This is a genomic window from Sphaerisporangium sp. NPDC004334, assembly GCF_053602655.1.
Map to the genome: position 1 here is coordinate 246700 of NZ_JBSGDZ010000014.1, position 20321 is coordinate 267020.

Sequence of the window (20321 nt, forward strand, 5' to 3'; positions counted from 1 at the left end):
GCCTCTTGCTTGGTCAGCCAGATATCGGCCTCACGCTTAGAGGTCCTAACGCAGTGAAGTGAGGCGGCGCCAGCAGATGAGGGCGCAGGCCAGGCTGAGGAAGGCTTGGTGGATGTCGGCTCGGATCTCCCAGCGGATGCGCAGGCGGCGGAAGGCGTGCAGCAGGGCGAAGGTCTGCTCGACGACGTAGCGGTGTTTGCCCAGGCCGGAGCCGTGCTCGGTGCCGCGGCGGGCGATCAAAGGCCGGATCTGCAACTCCCGGACCAACCGGCGGTACTTGTCATGGTCGTAGCCGCGATCGGCCAGCACCACATCGGGGCGCTGGCGGGGACGACCGCGCTTGCCGCGAACCTTGGGAATCGCGTGCAACAGCGGCACAAGCTGGGTGACGTCGTTGCGGTTGGCGCCCGTGAGGATGACCGCGAGCGGGATGCCGGTGGCGTCGGTGATCAGGTGGTGCTTGCTGCCGGCCCGTCCTCGATCGACCGGCGACGGGCCGGTCTGCGCCCCCCTTTTAGAGCTCTGATCTGGGAGGAGTCCACTGCGGCCCGGGAGAGGTCGAGTGCATCGGCGGCGCGGAGCCGATCCAGCAGCACTTGGTGCAAGATCATTCTGTTAGGACTTCTAAGCGCCGCTCAACGACCGCTGTACAGATCCGATCGGCTTCCTCACGGCTGCTGGTCGTGACATGCACCTCAACGCAGTCCGACATCGGCCCTCCACCTGAGACGATAGCGCCACCGGCCCCGCAGCGGCATGACGACACGGCCGAGCATAGATCACTGCCGAATTTCGCTCTTAGGTATCAAGGCGACGGCGCCCCGCGCCGCCGCACGGCCCGCCGCCCGCTCCGCCCGGCCGGGCGTGCGGCGTGGGCGCCGATCCCGGCCGGCGGCGGGAACGCGGGCCGCCCACCGCACGGATCATCCGCCGCACCAAACCGCACCCGCCGACCAGGCACGCGCCGCCGCCGCACCCATCTAGCACGACGATCGCCATGCTATGGCCGGCCACCACACGGGGCCGGGGGCGATCGAAGGTCCGGGACTTCGTACCTCAGCCCCGGCCCACCGAGCACGGCCGTTAAAGGGGGCTCACGTCAGGGGTCAAGCGAAATGGTCTTATATGACAGAATCCTCGACATGCTTAATACGATGAGCACCAATGATCTTGCGGGCGTTTTCTACTTTACTCTCTCCCTGGTCAACGCTGGTTTGGCGCAGAGCAAGTGGCGTTCGGGCTTCGGTTGGTGGTTGCTTTCTCTCTTTCTCGGGCCAATCGCAACTCTGCTTATAGTGGTTCTCCCACGCCCGAAGCCCTACCGCACCAATGACGAGTGACGGCCCTGGGTGAGGACCTCAGGACATCGCGGGTTGCGGTTTGGGTTGCAGTTCAGGGTGATTCAGACCGTTCAGGATGGACCGCGCCTACCCCCTGACCTGCATTTAACTGTCTGGAACCATGATCGTCCGAGCTTTTAATCCGCAGGTTTCCGAGTCGGGTGGCTCCCTGTTACGCAGGAGTGAGGACGGTCTCCGGTGCTATCCAGCCTCCCGACGTCGTGCCCGAGCGCCTACGGTCTGGCGGACCAAGCCGTACCCCTGCGGGGAGGGGCGGCGCAATGCCGGAGACTGTCCTTGATTAGGGTACCGCCGTGCCCGTCGCGTGCCCGATGGGGCGGAGAACAAGGGGAAACAGCGGAGAGTCGCGGGGACTGCGATCAGTGCTGTGAGCTGCGTCGTCGCAGGTAGGACAAGATCGGCGTACGTCTTTGCAAGCAGGATGTCAGGAGTTCGAATCTCCTAGGCTCCACCCAAAGAAAAGCCAGGTCAGGGTATATATCCCGACCTGGGTTTCGCGTTTGATCCGGCCTGTTCCGACTTCCGTGCCCGCTGCCTTGGTTGAGCTGGTCTTTGGCGACACTGTCGAGCTTGCTCGCCACCCCGCGTTGACGCTCATGCGAGCCGTGGAGCACCACGAAGGCACTCGCCGTCGTCTGACCGCACGGCCCGAGGAGAGGCCAGAACTGCCGCACGAACCAGCCATGCCAGCAAGCGCCTGGCCTCGGCGACTCACTGCGGAAGAGCTACACCCATGGGCAATGGGGCTCGCCCTCCAGCTCTCAGAGGTCCTTTCCCGGGCTGGTGATGACCCACATGAGAACATGTTGACCGATGGTAATACCGGCGAGGGCGATCGGCGTGAAGAAGAGCACGATGACGGGAATGCCGAGCAGGTCCAGAATTGTTACCTGCTCCTTTTCGGAAGTGACCGAGATGGCCAGGGCAACAGATATCCCGAAGCTGATTATCAGCCTGATGATCCAGACGGCCTTTCCCATGGGTGGGCCTCCTTGTCTTGTTTTCGTGCAGCCGGGAGCTGACTAGGCTGCGACGATCTAGCTATTTCGCTCAGCAACCTCAGGAAACTCGATCGCGGGACGATGGATCTGCCGTGTGAATGACGCCAGTGGCAGTACCAGGCAAGTTCGGGCAGCCTGCTGGAAAGAGTCCAAAGCCGGGGTGTAGGCATCCAAGCCTAGCTGCCATTCCTCCATCGAGCCGTTGATGGCCTCCCGCGCTATCCACTCCAGCCGCCAAACAGCCTTGTTAAGAATGTCGGCGGCATCTATGCAATCCTGGCTGGCGAGCATGACCAGACGTTCATACGCAGCTGTGCGAGAGCTCTCGAACCGATCCATCGCGGCGAGTCCGGCTTCGCGGTCGACCGGACACGCGATCTTGTCCCAACCGCGCCCCTGAGTGAGCTGGCCGGCCACCCGGGCCATCTGGGTGACCGCACCGATATAGTCCGCAAACGCCTCATATCTGCGAACATCCCAGCGGATGAGCATCTCTCTTTGGGTGCGTGCCTTCTCAGTACGTGATGTGAAGACGAAGGACACGCTCGCGCCGATCACGACTCCTGCGAGAGTCAATATCTGAGCCCACACCGCCGGCCCTCCTTAATGCTGGCATGACAACAGTGTGAGCTCATCCCCTCAGGCCTGCAAGGCAAGCCACTTTATCCTGATATGCGTCCTTCATTCCCATTTTGTCGCTCTCAAGGCGATCTCGGCGGTGCCCGCAGCACCGGGAGCAGACGCCATAACCGCCCAAAACGTGACAATTTCATGATCAAACAAGGATTGCCAGATTTGTATGCGTACTTTTACGCATTGCAGCTCCAGTGTGGGCAAGCATTGCGAACACAGGAAACCCTGGGAATGTTGACCGAAATCGGCATCGAACTCTCCAGCGGCGAGCGAGTTGCTCCTACGCGGTCTCTCAGCCGAGACGATGGCACCTCCCAAGGCCCACCGGCCAGCGTCCGAGTTCACGAGCAGGACGTGCTGCCCGAGAGGCGGCAACAAGCGGCAGGGCACACGACCAAAGCTTCAATGCCGGCCTCGGTTGACCTCGCTGGCCACTACCTGCGCGACAGCCTGCGCCACGTCGTCCTGGGTGCGGTGAAGCCCGACGAACTGGGCGTAACGAGCCAGGGCCGGAGCCATCGCATCACGACGCTCGGCGAAGGCCCTCATCTCCTGGCGCATCTCGGCGGAGACGGTAAGGTCGCCGAGTAACTCGGCGCCCTGCTCGGCGCTATCGAACCGGAACTCTGGCAGCGCGCTGAAGGAGCTGTCGTAGGCAGTGGACATGAGCACCGGCGTGCCGGCGCTGTTGGCGATCGCACGGCCTTGACCGTACGACTCGGCGTCCCGGGATTCCAGCTGGTTCTCCAGCCGTACTGGACTGACGCAGACATCCATCGCACCGTACAGCTCGGTAGCTTGGGCGCCGGTCAACTCGCCATGGATGCGCACGCAACCGGCGAGATTGTTTCGCGCCACGAAGGCGCGCATCTGATTCAGGTAAGGCTCCTCGGCGGAGTCTGACCGGCTCGGCAACTGCCACCCAGGCCCGCCGGCGAGCACCAGATCGTGCGTGCGCCACAGCCCCGAGTCGAGGAAGATCTGGAGTGTGGTCAGCATGGCCTTGTTCGCATGGAAGTAGTCAATCTGACCAACCAGTGGACGCTCAGCGCGGAGCTGCAGACCGGCATATGCGGGGTCACTGGATAGTCGCTTCCGCGTCAGCGCGGGGTCTGCGGAGAATGGCACCGCCGCAACCGGAATGCCGTCCGTCACGACCTCCATCCGCTGCGCCAGCGCGCCGAAAGAAGAGCGCTGAGCCTCACAGAGGCAGAAGAGCGTGACATCGGCGGCGGCGAGCAATGGCATTGTGTCGACGTTGTCAGCCGGACCATTGTGCAGGACTGCGGCCGCCCGGGAGTCGGCCGCTCGGGCGGCGGTCAATGTCTCCCGCAGGACCGGAAGGCTGGGGCCCAGCATCAGAACCGCGTCCGCCCGTTCCGCCTCGACAACTTGTCGCACGTGGTGACCGAAGTGGTCGAGCAGCGCCGTCGTGTCCTCGGCGTAGACCTGGGGCGTCCGATCCGGCCGACACCAGGAGGGAACCGGTGACAATCCGCGCGTGGTGACAGAGGAGCCGAAGTCGCTGTCGGCGGAGGCAATGGGCACCACGTCACAGCCGAGCGCTGTCAACATCCGCACCAAACGCCAGGCGACCCTTTCGACGCCGCCATATCGCATTTCCGCAGGATTTTCGCATGCGACCGCAGGTGGAGCCACCACGATTACTTTCGCTGTACTCACCATGTCTCCTCGGGAGAAGGTCACCGTATTGCACAAAGATAGACAGTGCTGGTCCCGCGCCGGCGCATGACTGTGCTCAGCTGCCAGTTTCAGATCGACCAGCGACCTGACCGCCCCCTCAGAGCACAGCTATATCGCTCCGGGTCTGATGGAGGCTTGGAGCAGATCAGCAGGGTCCACCACGACAACTGGGGTGTCTACGGAGTGCGGAAAATCTGTCGGCAACTGCACCGTGAGGGCATCGTGGTGGCACGTCGCACAGTCGCCAGGCTGATGCGCAAGCTGGGAGTTCACGGCACCCGCCGTGGCACGAAGATTCGCACCACGATCCGCGACGAGGGCCACGAGCGGGCTGATGACCTGCTGAAGCGAGACTTCACCGGGGTGCGGCCCAACCAGCGGTGGTCGCTGATTCATACACGTGATGACCTGGGCCGGGGGGTCTGCGTTGCGTTTGTCGTCGACGTCCAGTCCCGGGCGATCGTCGGCTAGGCGGCTCGACCAGCGCTGATGGAGCCTGCCGGACCAAGGAGATGATCGCCCGGGCCGGGTCCGCGGGTGGGCAGAAGACCTGACGCTGTGAAGTAAGACTACGGGGCGGACGTCGGGGGGTGCTGCGTACAGCAGCGGGTACAGCAACGCCGCCTTACGTGATCGCACGTCTCCTGTGAGCGTCGGCCGCTTGAGCAGGGCGGGGAGCCCTCTACGTCGTGACTGGCGTTCGTTCGCGAGCAGGAAGTCAGGGTTCGAGACGCCTCGCCCGAGCGGGGAGGCGATCGCGTGGTTCAGCGCATGAAGGGTTTGAAGATGGAGACCACCTTCGTGGCAGCACGGTCGGCGTTCCCGTCCGCGATCGCCTCGACCAGCTCGTGGTGGTGGCGGTGTGCCGCGTCGTCGTCCTCGCCCTTTTCGTCGCGCATGTGGGCAGCGAAGATGTCGAGCATGCTGGAGTACAGCTTGACGTAGAGAGGGTTGTGCGTCGCCACTACGATCGCGCGGTGCAGGGCGAGGTCCGCGCTCGCTCGCAGGTCGAGATCATCGGTCGACCAGCTCGCTTCTCGACGGTCGCGCAGCTCACGCAGCAGTTCGACGTCGGCATCTGAGCGGTTCAACGCGGCCAGTGACGCTGCAGCGCTGTCAAGGGCAAGGCGTAGTTCCAGGTAGTGGCGACGGGTGCCACCGGCGAGCTGACGTTCAAGAGTGCCTGTCAGCTCAGAGTTGGAGATGACGAAGGTGCCGCGGCCCTGCTCGCGGCGCAGTAGTCCTGCGTGCACCAGCGACTGCAGCGCCTCGCGCACCGTGTTCCGGCCGATCCCGAACTCCGACACCAGCGCGGCCTCGGTCGGTATCCGCTCACCGACCGGCCAGCGTCCAGAGACCACCTCCTGGCGGAAGTGCTCGGCAGCCTGGTCGATGAGTCCCACTCGACGCATCGGCTGTCGCGTGCCAGACTCTTCGGAACTCATCCCATAATCCCATCATCTGCTGACCTTGCATCGGGAGTATAACGTGACATCGCTGTCCTCATCGCTCGTTCCCTTGCACCGTAAGCGCCTGATTTTGTGGGCCTGGCTCGCCATCGCCTTGACAGCGATCAACCTGCGAACGGCCGTGACCGGGTTCACCCCGCTCCTGGAGATCATCGGCTCCGATCTCGGCTTCGGGGTGACGCTGTCCGGCCTGCTCGGCACTGTGCCGGCGGCGTCCTTCGGCATCTTCGGGTTTCTCGCCCCAGCGGTGACGAGGAAGTTCGGACTCGAGCGCACGGCCACTGTGGCGCTGTTCCTGACGGCTCTGTCGCTCCTGATGCGCGCCTTGTCTCCAACGCCCTCGTTGCTGGTGCTTTCGACCGTGCTGGCCCTGGCCGGAATCGGAGCCGCGAACGTCGTCATCGTCCCGTTGGTGAAGGCCTGGTTCGCCGATCGACTGGCCCTGGGGACCTCGCTTTACCTGATCCTCCTGCAGACGGGTCAGTTCATCGCCCCGCTCCTCGCGGTCCCGGTAGCGGAAGCGGCGACGTGGCGGCTCTCGGTAGGTATCTGGGCGGGACCGGCTGCTGTGGCCGGTGTGGTCTGGCTCGTCCTGGCAGTCAGGCTGCCTGCCGATCACCACGCGCCCGCGGCCGTGACGGCGACCGATGCGGGCCCGAGGATCAGCCGATCATCAACCGTCTGGGGCCTGGTGATCCTCTTCGCGATGCTGTCGCTGTCCAACTACGGGATCATCACCTGGGTCCCGGCAGTGCTCACCGACGCAGGAGGCGGCGCGGCACTGGGCGGCTCCATGGTCGCGCTCTACTCGGCATGGGGCATGCTCGCGGCCTTGGTGGTTCCGCACCTGGCCACGCGCATGACGAATCCGTTCATCGTGGTCGTCGGGTGCGCGATCTTCCTGGTAGCGGGATACCTGGGCCTGCTCCTGTCCCCGCTTGACGGCACTCTGCTGTGGATGTGCGCGCTCGGAATCGGGGTGAGCACCTTCCCGCTCTGCATGACCCTCATCAACCGTCGCACCAAGAGCCCGCAGACAGCCTCTGCCGTGTCGGGCTTCGTTCAAGGCATCGGCTACGGGCTGGCGTGCTTCGGCCCGATCGGGTTGGGCGTTCTGCGCGAAGCGACCGGATCATGGTCGATCCCGCTCCTGGTGCTCGCTGTGACCGCCATCCCAGGGGTGATCGCCGGCTGGTTCGCTTGCCGTCCTCGCTTCGTGGAGGACTCCGCGCCACAGCCGACGAAGCGCGACGCCGACCAGCAGCGCCCCTGACCGCCAGGCCGGCCCACGACGTGTGCCCGTCGCCGCCCCTATGCCGGCGACGGGCAGGGCGTGTTCTGTGCGGCCCGGACCGGCCAGACTCACTCGTCGCCAACCGTCCATGACGGTCCTGAGCCGGATACCCTGCTGCTGATCTGACAGGTGATGGCGTTGCCAGGGCGGGGGCGGCGATGAGCGCCGAAGACCGGGTCGAACGAGCCAAGACGCTTTATGAACGGGCGGTTCTCAGCGGCGACGCCAGCGTGCTGACCAGTGCCGAACGGGGCTTGGACGCGTTGGAGGCCGACGCCGCACTGGCCCGTGGGCGGATCCTGCATGCGCGGTTTCTCAACGAGCGCGCCAGCGCCGGCTCCTCACCCGTCGAGGACCCGGCCGAGCTTCCGTTGTTCGAGCGCGCGATCGAGTCATACCGGGCGCTGGGCGACACGCGCGGTGAGGCCGAGGCGTTGTTCTGGATCGGCTGTCTACATCAGGTCATCAGGCGTGACAACGTGACCGCGGTTCCCTACCTGCAGCAGTCCTGTCGGATGGCGGCGCAGGTCGGCGACAAGCCGACCCAGTCCGAGGCCCTGCGGCACTTGGGCATCGCGGCGCACATGGCCGGTCGGCTTGATGAAGCACGCGAGCGACTGGAGGAGTCGTCGCGGCTGGGCCGGGAGATCGGGGCCCTGCCGGTCGTTGCCGCCAACATGGTCGGGCTGGCCTACATCGCCGCCGCCCAGGGCCGCCGGGCGGACGCGCTCGCGGCACTCGACGAGGCGCACGCCATCGCGCAGGCGCATGGTGCCCATGCCATCGTGCGGCAGATCGAGCAGGCGAGAACGAAGATCTAGGCGTGGCGGCCTTCATCCGCCTCCCAGAAGACCGGCCATGACGTCCAGCAGGTCCACGAAACGCCTGTCCAAGGTGTGCCGGCAAACCGTGGATGATCCGACCTGGGCGGAGCGCGACAACGAGGGAAGCCAACAGCCTGCCGAAAACTGAGCTGCGGCGTGCGGCGTGGGCGCCGGTCCCGGCCGGCGGCGGGTCGGCTCCTCTTCGGAGGTGAGCGGGTGCTCCTTATGTCCAGGCGGTCAGCAGACCTTGTAGGCGACTCGTGTGGAGTTGTACGAGCAGGAGTCGACAAGCGTCCCCGAGGCGTTGCGCAGGTAGGCGGTGTCCTTGCCCTGGTTCCAGATGTAGGCAAAAGTCCCCCCGCTCCTGCCCCAGTAGCGGGTGGTGGCGGTGTTCCTGCCCTTGCCGGTCCGCACGGTGACCGTCTTTCCCGTACCGAGCGTGAACGCGCCGAACGTGTAGACGTGGTCCGCCCGGCTCGTCTCGTCTCGGAGCGTCCACCCCTTGAGGCTGACCGCCTTCCGGGTCGTGTTCCTGATCTGGACGTACTCGCCGTTCAGGCTGCTGTTCGCGCCGAAGTCCGGCGAACCGGGCGAGTCGTAATAGACCTTGGTGATCTGAACGGCCGGGCTCGCCGCGTGAGCAGGCTGGGAGACGACGACCACACTGGCGGCCAGCGCAGCACCTATCAGCAGAGAACGGGTACGCACAGTGGTGCTCCATGGGCCGGGGAAATGGGCGCGAGGCGATCATAGTGGTGGGAATAGATGCAGATAGACCGTTCTAGCCTCGGTTTGATATCTCTGGAACTTTTGGGGGCGGGGGCCGGGGACTACGGTGCTCGGGTCGGGGTCGACGTCCTCGCCTCGTACCTCGGCCGGCCGGACTCAACGGCTCGCGTCACCGTCGCCTCGATTCGCTCAGCCCCTACTCGCGTGCTCAGCGCATCGGCGATCTTCTGATCGGCGTCGCGCCTGGCATGCTGGTAGGTCGGCGCCGCCCGGTGGCTGTCGTGACCGCTTCGCGCCCTGAGCTCGGCGAGGCTCGCTCCGACTGCGCGGCGAGCGTGGTGCCCGTGTGGTGAAGGTACTCAAAGCCCCTCTGACATGGTCACCAACGTCGCCTGATTCTGGACGGGTTACGTCGCGAGGGTTGGGTGGAACGTCTGGAGTGTCTCGTTCGTCGCCTGAAGTGTGACGAGCTCACCAGAACTCGACGAGCGGCTGCGTGTCGCGGCCACCCGAAAGCACCGGGCCGACCACCTGCGGCGGCTGCGGAAAGCCACCGAAGAGCAGATCCGGGAAGCGCGGCACACTCTGGCGGGCCTGGAGCTGAAGTTGTCCCAGGAGGAGAACGACGTCACCCGCTTGGAAAGCGGGGTGTCCGCCATCCTGGCTCGCCTGCTGGGCGTCCGCGAGGAGCATCTGGCTCGCGAGCGCGCCGAGGTGGCCGTCGCCAGGCAGCGCGTCGATGGCCATCGGGCCCGACTGGCCCAGCTTGAGGCGGATGCGCGTGTGGCCGAGGCGGAGCTGGCCGGGCTCGCGACGGCTCGACATGAATACGCGGAGTTGCTGGCCGAGAAGGAACGACAGCTCATCGGCAGTGGTGATGCCCGCGCCAGAGAGTTGGCCGACCTCGGCGCCGCCCTGGACCGCGTGACGGCGCAAGAGCGTGAGCACGAGCAGGCCCACTACGCCGGGCAGACCGCTCATGACGCCATCGGTGAGGTGCTGCACCATCTGAACTCGGCCAGGCGCGCGTCCACCTGGGATGTTCTCGGCGGCGGTCTGATCGCCGATTCCATCGAGCACAACCGGCTGCGCACCGCCGACCAGGTGGCCTGGCGAGCCCAGTGGGCGCTGGACGTCTTCTCCCGTGAACTGGCGGACGTCGGCATCTCCGCACATGCTCGCATGCCCAAGGTGGACACGCGGTGGTTCGCTGACGTCTTCTTCGACAACATCATCACCGATGTGATCAAGCACCATCGGATTGAGAACACCCGGGCTGAGGTCATGAAGACGGCCGGATGGGTCCGGAACATGAACGCGCGTGTGCAGGCCCGCCACAGCGCTCTGTCCGCTGAGCGTGCGCGGCTGCTGGCCAGGCGAGAGAAGCTACTGCGCGATAGATGACCGGGCCGGCCGGATGTGCGGCCCGGTGCTGGAAATAGGCGTCCTGCCCGATTCGTCGGCCTGCCCACCGCGTGCCGTTTGCTTGGTGAGCTGGTCACGGACGGTACGGGCAAAGGTCTCGGGGAGACCGGGGATCAGAGCAAGGTGTCCTTGATCGCGATTTGGCCGTTGTTGATGACGAACTTCTGGTTGGTGTTGGCGCTACCGCACTGCCACAGGTACACCTGGGTGCCGTTGCCGCGGTTGTTGGTGGCGTCCAGGCACAGGGGGTTGCCCGAGGACAGGGTGGACCTGAGGATGATCGCGCCTCTCTGGACGATCCAGAGCTGGTTGGGGTTACCCAGGCACTGCCACTGGTAGACCCGGGTGCCGTTGGTGCGGCCGTTGGAGGAGTCAAGACACATGACCTGGCCCGTGCCGATGGTGTCCTCCACCTTGATGAGGCCGTTGTCGATGACGAACCTCTGGTTGGTGTTGTTGCCGTCGCACTGCCACTGGTACATCAGGGTGCCGTTGCCCCGGTTGTTGCTGACGTCGACGCACATGGGAGGCCAGGCCAGGGCGGTGTGACCGGCGGGCCGGCGAGTGGAGGCGGTGGCGGGCAGAGTGGTCACCCCTCCCACGCTGGTGGAGATGACGACGACGGCGAGCAGACGGCGAGCAAGCATGATGGGCCCCCATGAGAGTCGGTCAGGACTCGAGCACCATGTCATAACCGAAAGTCCTTGATCAATTACTGTCCGTGCGTGTATTTCGCGTGTCGAGGGTCGGACAGACCGGAGCCGGGTGTCCGGTCGTTCGCCGGGTCCTCCCGGCTCATGTGATCGGCGCGATCCGGGAGGCGGAAGACGGGTGTCGCGGGGTTAGGCTCGGGCCATGCCCTTGACCGTGGAGGATGTCGACCGGTTCGAGGCCGCCAGGCCGCGGCTGGAGGCCATCGCATACCGTCTTCTCGGTTCCGCCGGGGAGGCCGAGGACGCCGTGCAGGAGACGTTCCTGCGCTGGCAGGCCGCCGATGTCCACCGCGTCGAGGTTCCCGAGGCCTGGCTGACGAAGGTGCTCACCAACTTGTGCCTCAACCAGCTCACCTCCGCTCGGGCGCGCCGCGAGACCTACGTGGGCCAGTGGCTTCCCGAGCCGCTGCTCGCCGGAGACCCGATGCTCGGCCCGGCCGACACCGCCGAGCAGCGCGAATCGGTCTCGTACGCGGTCCTCACCCTCATGGAGCGCCTGTCCCCCAACGAGCGGGCGGTGTACGTGCTGCGTGAGGCGTTCGACTACTCGCACCGCGAGATCGCCGCGATCCTCGACCTCTCCGAGGCCGCCAGCCAGCAGATCTTCCACCGTGCCAAGAAGCACGTCGCGGACGGCAAGGTCCGCGGCGAGGTCGACGAGGCCGCCGCCCGGCGGATCGTCGAGGAGTTCCTGGCGGCCGCCTGCAGCGGCCGGACCGAGCCGCTCGTGCGCCTGCTCACCGCGGACGCCATCGCGATCGGCGACGGTGGCGGGAAGATCCCGGCTCGCGTCAAGGCGTTCGAGGGTGCCGTCGCGGTCGCGAAGTTCCTGCGGGGCCTGTTCCGCCCGGGCGAGGCCAAGCGCTCCATCGCCGGCGGCACGGCCGGGCTGTACGCCTCGATCGTCAACGGTGATCCCTCGGTCGTGGCCGTCGTGAACGGCCGGGTGGTCGGCGTCATGTGCCTGGAGGTGACCGCGGACGGCATCGTCGCGGTCCGCAACCAGGTCAACCCCGACAAGCTCGAACGCGCCACCGAGCGGTGGGCCGCGGCCGACCACGGGGAGCCGCTGTTCACCGCCTTCTGAGCCCTATGTGAGGTGCTTCACATCGCGTTCCTGTCAGGAAACGGCGAGCCATCCGGTTCAAGGGGCAAAACCGCGCAAGACAGGAGCATGGAGATGCAGCACCGCATCATCGTCCTCGGAGCCGGATACACCGGAGCGATCGCCGCCGGCCGCCTCGCCAAGCGGCTCCGCCGCCAGGATGTCACCATCACCCTCGTCAACGCCGAGCCCGACTTCGTCGAACGCGTCCGCATGCACCAAGTGGCGACCGGCCAGGACCTCAAGCCCCGGCCGTTCAGTGAGATGCTCGCGGGCACCGGCGTCGAACTGAGGCTCGCGAAGGTCACCGGCGTCGACGTCGGCCGCAGGACCGTCACCGTCGCCGACGGGAACGACGGGAACGGCGCCGCGGAACTCTCCTACGACACGCTCGTCTACGCCCTCGGCAGTGGCTGGAACGCCCAGGGCGTCCCCGGGACCGCCGAGTACGCCTATGAGATCGCCAGCCGCCCCGGAGCACTGCGGCTGCGCGAGCGCCTGGCCCGCCTCGACGCCGGGCAGACCGTGGTCGTCGTCGGCGGCGGCCTCACCGGCGTGGAGGCCGCGACCGAGATCGCCGAGTCCCGCCCGGACCTCGACGTCGCCCTCGCCGCCCGAGGCGGCCTCGGTGACTGGCTCTCCCCGAAGGGCCGTGCGCACCTGCGGAGGGTCTTCGCCAAGCTCGGGATCACCGTGCATGAGCACGCCGCCGTCACCGGCGTCGAGGCGGACCGGATCGTCACCGCGGGCGGCACGGTCATCCCGGCCGCGGTCACCGTGTGGACCGCCGGCTTCGCGGTCCACCCGATCGCTGAGGCGACCGACCTTGAGGTGGCCGGCACCGGCCAGATCGTGGTCGACAGGACCATGCGCTCGGTTTCGCACCCGGATGTGTACGCGATCGGAGACGCGGCCATGGCGATGGGGCTTGGGAACAAGCCGCTGCGGATGTCGTGCGCCTCGGGGACTCCGGCCGCGTGGCGGGCCGCCGACGCGATTGCGGCGCGCCTGACCGGCGGCAAGCTCTCGAACGCGCCGATCCGCTACTTCAACCAGTGCATCTCCCTGGGTCGCAAGGAGGGGTTGATCCAGTACGTCACCGCCGACGACCGCGCTGTGAGCGCGGTGCTGACCGGACGGCTCGCGGCCCTGTACAAGGAACTGGTCTGCAAGGGCGCGGCCTGGGGCGTCGCCAACCCGACCCTCGGACTGCCGACCCGGCCCCGCCCTGTCACGCGGGAGCAGGTCGCGGACAGCTCGACCGTCCAGGCGACGGCGTAGACCACGGAGCGAGGCGGGCGCCCTCGTTCGGAGGGAGCCCGCTCGTAAGGGGGCGGGGAGGCGGGGACGCTCCCGGTCCCCGTGCGCGCCGCCCGGAATCCCGCACTCGCCACCGCGGGAGACGACCCGGCCGGCGCGCGATCACTGGGCCGGAGCCCCCGGTTCTGCGTGCAGGCGCTGCTCCTCGCTCTGGCTCATCGCGGCGCCCGATGGGTCCGACGGCCTTGGCCGATCGTTCGCCGTGGAGCCTCACTCGGGGGTCTCGGCGAATGCCAGCATCTCCTCGGGGGACCACGCCAGGGCGCCGCTGCGCAGGTCGTCGGACACTGAGCGGAGCCACTGCAGTTCGGCCGCGATGACGACGCGCATGTACTCGGCCTCGAGCATGGCGATGCGAGGGATGCCGTATCCGGTTTCGGCGCCGAGGTCGGTGTCCAGCGCGGCCAGCGTCTCGTCGAGCGTTCGCACGCGCCGATCGAGGGCGTCGCGTATCTCCTGGGGGGCGAGCATCAGCAGGTGGGACAGCGCCGCGGGGAACTCGGGGAACTCCGCTTTGGGCGTGGCCAGCATGTCGAGCAGCCATTCGCGGGCCACGGCGCGTCCCGCGTCGGTGATCCCGTAGACCGTCCTCTCGGGATACGCCTGGTCGCGCCCGGTCTCTCGCACCTCGATCAGGCCGGCCGCGGTGAGGCGGTCGATGGTCCGGTAGAGGCTCGTCCGCTGGCCGACGTTGACGACCTTGTCCTTGCCCCACTGCTTGATCAGCCGCTGGATGCCGTACGGGTGCAGCGGCTTGTACTGCAGCAGAGCCATGACGGTCAGAGCGAGCGGTGAGCGGGTCATGCCTCGATATTAGCGCCAGTGCTACTAGTTGACGAGATACTAGTTGCTCTGACACTATTCGAATGTCGATCAAACGGCGCACCAAAGGACATGGCGATGACCACTCATGAACTGCCTCGGACCGCTGACCTCACCACCGATTTCGTCATCTCGGACGACGGCACCCGCATCGCCTACCACTCGATCGGCCATGGCCCCGGCATCGTGCTGCTGCACGGCTCCATGGAGACGGCCGGCAGCCACCTGGCCATGGCCGAAGCGCTGGCCGACGCCTTCACCGTCCACCTGCCCGACCGCCGCGGCCGCGGCCAGAGCGGGCCGTACGGGGACGACTACGGCGTGCGGAAGGAGGTCGAAGACCTCGACGCGGTGCTGCGGAAGACGAATGCCCACTGTGTCTTCGGTGTCAGCGCGAGCGGGGTCGCGGTGCTCGAGGCGGCGCGTACCCTGCCGGCGATCCACAAGGTCGCCGTCTACGAGCCGGCCCTGCTTCTGGAGGACGTCCCCCGGCTGACCGGGTGGATCGGCCGCTTCGACCGGGAGATGGCCGAGGGCAAGGTGGCGGCCGCGCTGGTGACGAGCATGCTCGGGCTCCGGCTCGGGCCGCCGATCATGAAGGTCATGCCGCGAGGTCTGCTGACCTGGACGACCGGCCTGCTGATGAAAAGCGAGGACAAGCACGCCAAGCCGGGTGACGCGACCATGCGTACCCTCGCCCCGACTCTGCATTACGAGGGCGTGCTGCTGGCCGAGATGGCCAACACCTTGGACCGTTTCGCCGACGTACGCGCCGACGTGCTCCTCCTCGGCGGAAGCAAGGGGCTGCCCTTTCTCAAGCCCGCGCTGTCCGGGCTGGAGAAGACCGTGCCCAACGTCGAGCGGGTCGAGTTCCCCGGCCTCGACCACGACGCGTCCGGAGATGTCGGCAAGCGGAACCCGGCCGGCCGCCCGGAGGTCGTGGCCGCCGAACTCAGGCGGTTCTTCACCGCCTGACCGGGGCACACAGTCGTCGTCGCGATGGCGGGACCCTCGACCGTAGTGCTGGACGCGCCGGTTGTGGTCCCACGCCGCACGGGAACCACTCGGTACCGTCTGTCGTGAAAGTCGGCGACATTCTTTCTGGGAATGAGGGACTGACGGGGTGAACGGCGCGATCGGTCCCGAAGCCGATTTCCAGGCTCGGCTTCGGGAGCACTGGGAGGCCTCCGAACGTGGGGACCTCGACGCTGAGCACGCGATTTACGCCGCGGACGCGATCCTGGACTACCCACAGTCGGGCGAGCGCTTCACAGGGCGGTCAAGGATCCAGGCGCAACGCGGCGGGCACCCGGCCGAACGCCACTTCGCCGTCCGCCGGATCTTGGGGAGCGGCGACCTCTGGGTGAGCGAGTGCGTGATCACCTATGACGGTGTGCCCACATACTCGCTCAGCGTCATGGAGATCACCGATGGTCTCGTCACGCACGAGACCCAGTACTTCGCCGACCCCTTCCCCGCCCCTCCCGGGCGCGCCGCGCCGGCCGAGCCGATTCCGCTCCGCGACCAACAAGCCGGTTGAGCCCTTGCCGATCGAAGCCGCAGGTCTATTCGGGATGCGATGACGGCGGCTGTCGCGAGCGATCACGTACCTGCCGTCGGCTCGGCCGATGAGGCCGGCGGGGTTCCCGGGTCGGTGGCGGTGTGGCCGTACAGGAGGGAGGTCCAGGCGTTGATGAGGACGTCGATGAGCACCTCCTCGTCGTCGAAGGGAGGGACTCCGGCCGCGGCGAGGTAGTAGAGCCGCTCCCCGAGCCAGGTGAGCGAGGCGGCGACGGTGCGGATGTCCTGGCCGGCGAGTCGCCGGCGGGCGTGCGGGTCGGATTCGACGCGTGCCGCGGCGGCGTCGGTGAACAGGTCCATCTGTTCGAGCCACAGGGCTCGCAGGTCCTCGTCCGAGGCCCAGTTCTCCACGATCGCCATGAGGACGCCCGCGTTGGCGCGCCACAGGCGGGCGCCGTCCGTCACCCCCGCCCGGAGGGCGGTCACCGGATCTTGCTGCCCGTCGATCCAGGGTTGTGCCGCCTGTTGCCCCTGCGCCACGGCTTGGCGTACCAGCTCGGCCAGCACGGCCTGTTTGCTCGGGAAGTAGAAGTAGAAGCTCGCCCGGGAGACCTCGGCGGCGGTCAGGATGTCGGCCACGCTGAGGGCGTCGAAGCGGTGTTGCCGCAGAAGCTCGCGCGTCGCGGACAGGATGCGCTCTCGCAGCTCGGCGGAAGCGGGCGCCGTGCCGGATCGGCGGGCGGAGGGCGCCGTGCGCTTGGAGGGCATGCCGTCAGTATACGACAGCATGTCCGGACAGTAAGTATGTACGTATTGTCCATACGGTGTGTATGGTCAGGATCATGACGCGAATCGCGATCCACTTGGTGGTCGGCGACCCCGACCACGCCGCCCGTTGGTACGCCGAAGCCCTGGGCGCCCAGGAGACAGGCCGCATCACCCTTCCCGACGGCCGCACGCTGACCGTGGAGCTCCTGCTCGGCGGCACCGTGCTGGCGGTGGCCGGCGAGATGCCCGCGCTGGGCATGCGCTCACCGGCGAGCCTCGGCGGAACTCCCGCCGCCCTGCACCTGCCGGTCCCGGACGCCGACGCGGCCTGGGAACGGGCGATGAAGGCGGGGGGCACGGTCTTCGAGCCGGTGCACGACGCCTTCTGGGGCGACCGCACCGGTCAGCTGCTGGACCCGTTCGGGCACCGCTGGGCGTTGGACGAGCACGTGCGAGACGTGCCGCACGACGAGATCGTCTCGCGGGCCGCGGAGCTGTTCAGCGGATCGGCGACCGCATGAGGTACCGCACGTTGGGCGCGAGCGGGTTGCGCGTCTCCGAGCTGATCCTGGGCGCGATGACCTTCGGCGAGCAGGGCGGGGTCGGCGCACCGCTGCCGGAGTGCCGGCTGATGCTCGATCTGTACGCCGAGGCCGGCGGCAACATGATCGACACCGCCGTCAACTACCGCGACGGGGCCAGCGAGGAGTTCCTCGGCGAGCTGTTGAAGGGCCGGCGGGAGTCGTTCGTGCTGGGCACGAAGTACACCGTGTCCCGGGCCCGCACCGATCCGAACGCCGCCGGGAACCATCGCAAGAACCTGCGGGCGTCGCTGGAGACCAGCCTGCGCCGGCTGCGTACCGACTATCTGGACCTGTACTGGGTGCACATGTGGGACCGGCACACGCCGATCGAGGAGACCATGCGCGCGCTGGACGATGCGGTCCAGGCCGGCAAGGTGCTGTACGTGGGGATCTCCGACGCCCCCGCCTGGGTCGTGTCCCGTGCCAACACGCTGGCGCAATGGCACGGCTGGAGCCCGTTCATCGGCCTGCAGGTGCCCTACAGCCTGCTGCAGCGCGACATCGAACGTGAGCTGCTGCCGATGGCCGAGTCCCTCAACCTGGGCGTCACCGCGTGGAGCCCGCTGGCCGGCGGGGTGCTGTCCGGCAAGTACACCCGCCCGGACGGCCCCGCGGCCGGCGGCAGGCTGGCCGCCGAGTCGCTCTCGGACCGGGACCACGCCGTCGCCCGGGTCGTCCAGGAGGTGGCCGACGACCTGGGGGCCACGCCTTCACAGGTGGCGATCGCCTGGACGATGAGCCGCTCCCGCGCCGTCCACCCGATCATCGGGGCGCGCCGCGCCGACCAGCTCCGCGACAATCTCGCCGCGATCGACCTCGTCCTGCCGCCCGAGAGCGTCGCCCGCCTGGAAGAGGCGTCCGGGTTCACGCTCGGATTCCCGGGGGACTTCATCGCCCAGACCTCTCCATGGGTCTTCGGCTCGGCGCTCATCGACCCGCATCCGGCCACGACCACGCGGTGACGGCCAGGCGGTGACGACCGCGTACCTGAACGACTCCACGCCTGCCTCGACGGCCCACCCGCGGTCGGTGCTCGATCGAGCATCAGACCGCGGGTGAGACCTGCGGCTCCGGCGCTAACCGGACCCATCCGGTGGTGAGGATGTATCCCGTGATGTCATCGGATCCGAGACGCTCCCCGGGATCCGGCCGTCCTCAGTGTGCTCGTGGTCATGGAGAGGCAGGGCGGTGACTGGAAGGTCACGCCGTCCAGGAAGTTGCCGGCCGTCGGGGTGCCGCCCGCGGCGGACACCGACTCGAAGGCGAATCGTGTGGTGGTCTGTCCCGGAGGCACCACGTACACCCCGGTGTAGTAGCGCCAGGCGGTGTTGTCGTCGGAGATGTCCGGCGAGGAGGCCCCGGACGGGATCTGGGCCACGGTCGCGCCCGGAGCGCCGATGAGCACCCGCATCACGTCGGTGCCGAGGCGGCCTCGGTGGTACACCCCCCAGGTCATCGGCGTTCCCGGGACGGTGGGCAGGTCCTGGTAGAGCGTGGAGACCTGGTTGGCGTTGAGTTCGGCGAACTGCTGCCCGTCGGCCGCCGGGATCCCGGTCGCGCTTCCCCGCCAGAACTCCAGCTTGTTGTCGGTGGCGGTGGTGTGCCAGCCGACGCCCGGGTTGGTGGAGGCGTCGGGGATGGACCAGTCGGCCGTGGCGACGGCCGGTGCCTCGAAGCTGCCGTTGACCAGGTTGACCGGTTGGTAGGCACAGGTGACGACGACGGTGACCGTGGCGGTGCTGGTCCCGCAGGGGGTGGCGATGGTGTAAGTGAAGGTGTCGGTGCCGCTCAGGCCCGCGGCGGGCGTGTAGACCACGTTGCCGCCGGAGATGGTCGCGGTGCCGTTGGCGGGCTTGGTGACGCTGGTGATCGTCGGTGAGGCGGCGGTGTCGTTGGCCAGGACGGGGACGCTGACGGCCGTGTCCTGCTTGGTGGTGATGGTGTCGTCGGTGGCCTTGGTGGGCGATATGGACTGCCCGCCGACGATCTGGATCGGGGGCGCCGGGGTGTTGTTGCCGAGCTCGCCCGGAGCGGCGATGACGCTGCTGATCCCGGTCGGCCGGATGGTCATGCTGCGCCCGATGGTCCCCTGCTTCACCTGGAAGGTGATGACCTTCGGGGGCGGGTCGGTCTTGCTGCCCGGCGAGGTGATCGTCAGGGTGGTGCCGTTGATGGCGCCGGTCCCCGACTGGCCGACGACATCGGCGTTCGCCAGCAGCGACGACAGGTCCCACATGGTGGTGTAGGTCCTCACCAGTAGCGGCCACTGGCTCGTGCGGTGCGTCAGCGAGAGGGTGAAGGTGCCGCCCGGTGCGATCTGCCCGCCCCACAGGGACGGCGAGGTGTCGACCGAGACCGACCCGGCGCCCAGCCTCATGCCGAGCGCGTTCTTCCAGTAGTAGCCGACGGGGTAGGTCGCCTGGCCCTGCCGGACACACGGCGTGGTGACGACGCGCGGGACCGGCCGCCGTACGCCGGCGGCGGCATGCGCGGCGGTACCGGCCGCCGCCTGCGTCCCCGAGGCGGCCAGTAGCGCCAGCAGCACGCCGGCCAGTGCGGTGCGCGCGGACCTGGGATGTTGTGACTTCAACGCCGAACTCCACTCCGTCGTGAGGTACTCCTAGATCGACTTCACGGCGGACGTTACTCTATGTGATCAAGAAGTCGCGCCAGGTGTCAGAGGCGTGCGATCTCCGTGTCGTACTTGGGCCACGCCGTCGATCCGCACCTGTGTCCGGCGCCGGCCTGCCCGGTGTCGGGGAACCTCGCCCCTCCTCGCGTACCCGCACGACCAGGACGACCAGGACGACAGGCGGGACGGGAGGTTCGGCCATCCGATGCCGACATGACGAGAGCGGGCGCTCCCTGGGGAGCGCCCGCTCACTTGTCTTCCGCCTCCGGTCACTCTGGCCGGGTATCGGCAGGGTCCTTCCGTGCGGCGGTATCGGGTCGTTTAGAAGAAGTTGCGGTACTGGCCCCAGTCGTAGTGGCCGCGGTAGCCCTCGCCGACGCGGATGCGGAAGTCGTCGAAGCTTCCCTTGCGGAACT

20 protein-coding genes and 1 pseudogene are annotated in these 20321 nt (G+C 67.4%); 11 read left to right on the forward strand and 10 right to left on the reverse strand.

Annotated elements, in window-relative coordinates; all coding sequences use genetic code 11:
* Nucleotides 1-45: 45 nt before the first annotated feature.
* A pseudogene (locus tag ACWEN6_RS20385) lies at nt 46-605 on the reverse strand (IS5 family transposase); the annotation flags it as partial.
* Nucleotides 606-1154: 549 nt separating this feature from the next.
* On the opposite strand from ACWEN6_RS20385, the gene ACWEN6_RS20390 reads away from it, so the two are divergent.
* Nucleotides 1155-1340, forward strand: coding sequence for a hypothetical protein (locus ACWEN6_RS20390; RefSeq protein WP_452571783.1), 186 nt, complete (start codon nt 1155-1157; stop codon nt 1338-1340).
* A 782-nt stretch (nt 1341-2122) separates the two neighbouring features.
* On the opposite strand, the gene ACWEN6_RS20395 is transcribed toward ACWEN6_RS20390, so the two are convergent.
* The 3 genes from ACWEN6_RS20395 to ACWEN6_RS20405 form a co-directional block, all read right to left on the reverse strand.
* On the reverse strand, nt 2123-2341 hold the full coding sequence (locus ACWEN6_RS20395; RefSeq protein ID WP_452571784.1) for a hypothetical protein: 219 nt from the start codon (nt 2339-2341) through the stop codon (nt 2123-2125).
* Between the two features lie 57 nt (nt 2342-2398).
* Nucleotides 2399-2920, reverse strand: coding sequence for a hypothetical protein (locus ACWEN6_RS20400; protein ID WP_452571786.1), 522 nt, complete (start codon nt 2918-2920; stop codon nt 2399-2401).
* Between the two features lie 477 nt (nt 2921-3397).
* The gene (locus tag ACWEN6_RS20405) at nt 3398-4615 is read right to left on the reverse strand and encodes a hypothetical protein (protein WP_452571788.1); all 1218 of its coding nucleotides are present in this window, start codon (nt 4613-4615) and stop codon (nt 3398-3400) included.
* Between the two features lie 219 nt (nt 4616-4834).
* Here ACWEN6_RS20405 and ACWEN6_RS20410 point away from each other — a divergent pair, with 219 nt between their 5' ends.
* The gene (locus tag ACWEN6_RS20410; RefSeq protein ID WP_452571790.1) at nt 4835-5170 is read left to right on the forward strand and encodes an IS3 family transposase; all 336 of its coding nucleotides are present in this window, start codon (nt 4835-4837) and stop codon (nt 5168-5170) included.
* A 293-nt stretch (nt 5171-5463) separates the two neighbouring features.
* On the opposite strand, the gene ACWEN6_RS20415 is transcribed toward ACWEN6_RS20410, so the two are convergent.
* Nucleotides 5464-6144, reverse strand: a complete 681-nt coding sequence (locus tag ACWEN6_RS20415) for a FadR/GntR family transcriptional regulator (protein WP_452571792.1) — start codon at nt 6142-6144, stop codon at nt 5464-5466.
* Nucleotides 6145-6187: 43 nt separating this feature from the next.
* Between ACWEN6_RS20415 and ACWEN6_RS20420 the strand changes: the two genes are divergently transcribed.
* Nucleotides 6188-7441 carry an MFS transporter gene (locus ACWEN6_RS20420; protein ID WP_452571794.1) on the forward strand — a complete coding sequence of 418 codons (1254 nt, stop codon included), beginning with the start codon at nt 6188-6190 and terminating at the stop codon, nt 7439-7441.
* 179 nt (nt 7442-7620) lie between these two features.
* Nucleotides 7621-8283: a tetratricopeptide repeat protein gene (locus ACWEN6_RS20425; RefSeq protein WP_452571796.1), complete on the forward strand. Its 663-nt coding sequence runs from the start codon at nt 7621-7623 to the stop codon at nt 8281-8283.
* A 240-nt stretch (nt 8284-8523) separates the two neighbouring features.
* On the opposite strand, the gene ACWEN6_RS20430 is transcribed toward ACWEN6_RS20425, so the two are convergent.
* Nucleotides 8524-8994, reverse strand: coding sequence for a lamin tail domain-containing protein (locus tag ACWEN6_RS20430; protein ID WP_452571798.1), 471 nt, complete (start codon nt 8992-8994; stop codon nt 8524-8526).
* 483 nt (nt 8995-9477) lie between these two features.
* Between ACWEN6_RS20430 and ACWEN6_RS20435 the strand changes: the two genes are divergently transcribed.
* Nucleotides 9478-10419: a hypothetical protein gene (locus ACWEN6_RS20435; RefSeq protein WP_452571800.1), complete on the forward strand. Its 942-nt coding sequence runs from the start codon at nt 9478-9480 to the stop codon at nt 10417-10419.
* 134 nt (nt 10420-10553) lie between these two features.
* Here the strand turns inward: ACWEN6_RS20435 and ACWEN6_RS20440 are convergent, their stop codons facing one another.
* Complete coding sequence (locus ACWEN6_RS20440; RefSeq protein WP_452571802.1) at nt 10554-11087, reverse strand: RICIN domain-containing protein; 534 nt, start codon at nt 11085-11087, stop codon at nt 10554-10556.
* Between the two features lie 208 nt (nt 11088-11295).
* On the opposite strand from ACWEN6_RS20440, the gene sigJ reads away from it, so the two are divergent.
* Together sigJ and ACWEN6_RS20450 are read left to right on the forward strand one after the other, a co-directional pair.
* A complete protein-coding gene (sigJ, locus tag ACWEN6_RS20445) occupies nt 11296-12240 on the forward strand; it encodes an RNA polymerase sigma factor SigJ (RefSeq protein WP_452571804.1) in 945 nt (314 codons plus the stop codon).
* A 93-nt stretch (nt 12241-12333) separates the two neighbouring features.
* Nucleotides 12334-13539 (forward strand): NAD(P)/FAD-dependent oxidoreductase, encoded by a 1206-nt coding sequence (locus ACWEN6_RS20450; protein ID WP_452571806.1) that lies wholly within the window; start codon nt 12334-12336, stop codon nt 13537-13539.
* A 249-nt stretch (nt 13540-13788) separates the two neighbouring features.
* Here ACWEN6_RS20450 and ACWEN6_RS20455 read toward each other — a convergent pair whose 3' ends face one another.
* Nucleotides 13789-14382 (reverse strand): PadR family transcriptional regulator, encoded by a 594-nt coding sequence (locus ACWEN6_RS20455; protein ID WP_354852226.1) that lies wholly within the window; start codon nt 14380-14382, stop codon nt 13789-13791.
* A gap of 96 nt (nt 14383-14478) precedes the next feature.
* Between ACWEN6_RS20455 and ACWEN6_RS20460 the strand changes: the two genes are divergently transcribed.
* Together ACWEN6_RS20460 and ACWEN6_RS20465 are read left to right on the forward strand one after the other, a co-directional pair.
* Complete coding sequence (locus tag ACWEN6_RS20460) at nt 14479-15375, forward strand: alpha/beta fold hydrolase (protein ID WP_452571808.1); 897 nt, start codon at nt 14479-14481, stop codon at nt 15373-15375.
* A 148-nt stretch (nt 15376-15523) separates the two neighbouring features.
* Entirely contained in the window at nt 15524-15940 is a 417-nt protein-coding gene (locus tag ACWEN6_RS20465) for a nuclear transport factor 2 family protein (protein WP_452571810.1), read from the forward strand.
* 62 nt (nt 15941-16002) lie between these two features.
* Here ACWEN6_RS20465 and ACWEN6_RS20470 read toward each other — a convergent pair whose 3' ends face one another.
* Entirely contained in the window at nt 16003-16710 is a 708-nt protein-coding gene (locus tag ACWEN6_RS20470; protein ID WP_452571812.1) for a TetR/AcrR family transcriptional regulator, read from the reverse strand.
* A 53-nt stretch (nt 16711-16763) separates the two neighbouring features.
* Between ACWEN6_RS20470 and ACWEN6_RS20475 the strand changes: the two genes are divergently transcribed.
* Nucleotides 16764-17210 carry a VOC family protein gene (locus ACWEN6_RS20475; protein ID WP_452571814.1) on the forward strand — a complete coding sequence of 149 codons (447 nt, stop codon included), beginning with the start codon at nt 16764-16766 and terminating at the stop codon, nt 17208-17210.
* Nucleotides 17207-18235: an aldo/keto reductase gene (locus ACWEN6_RS20480; protein ID WP_452571816.1), complete on the forward strand. Its 1029-nt coding sequence runs from the start codon at nt 17207-17209 to the stop codon at nt 18233-18235. Before ACWEN6_RS20475 ends, ACWEN6_RS20480 begins: the two co-directional genes overlap by 4 nt.
* A 155-nt stretch (nt 18236-18390) precedes the next feature.
* Here the strand turns inward: ACWEN6_RS20480 and ACWEN6_RS20485 are convergent, their stop codons facing one another.
* Complete coding sequence (locus ACWEN6_RS20485; protein WP_452571818.1) at nt 18391-19863, reverse strand: Ig-like domain-containing protein; 1473 nt, start codon at nt 19861-19863, stop codon at nt 18391-18393.
* Between the last annotated feature and the right edge of the window lie 458 nt (nt 19864-20321).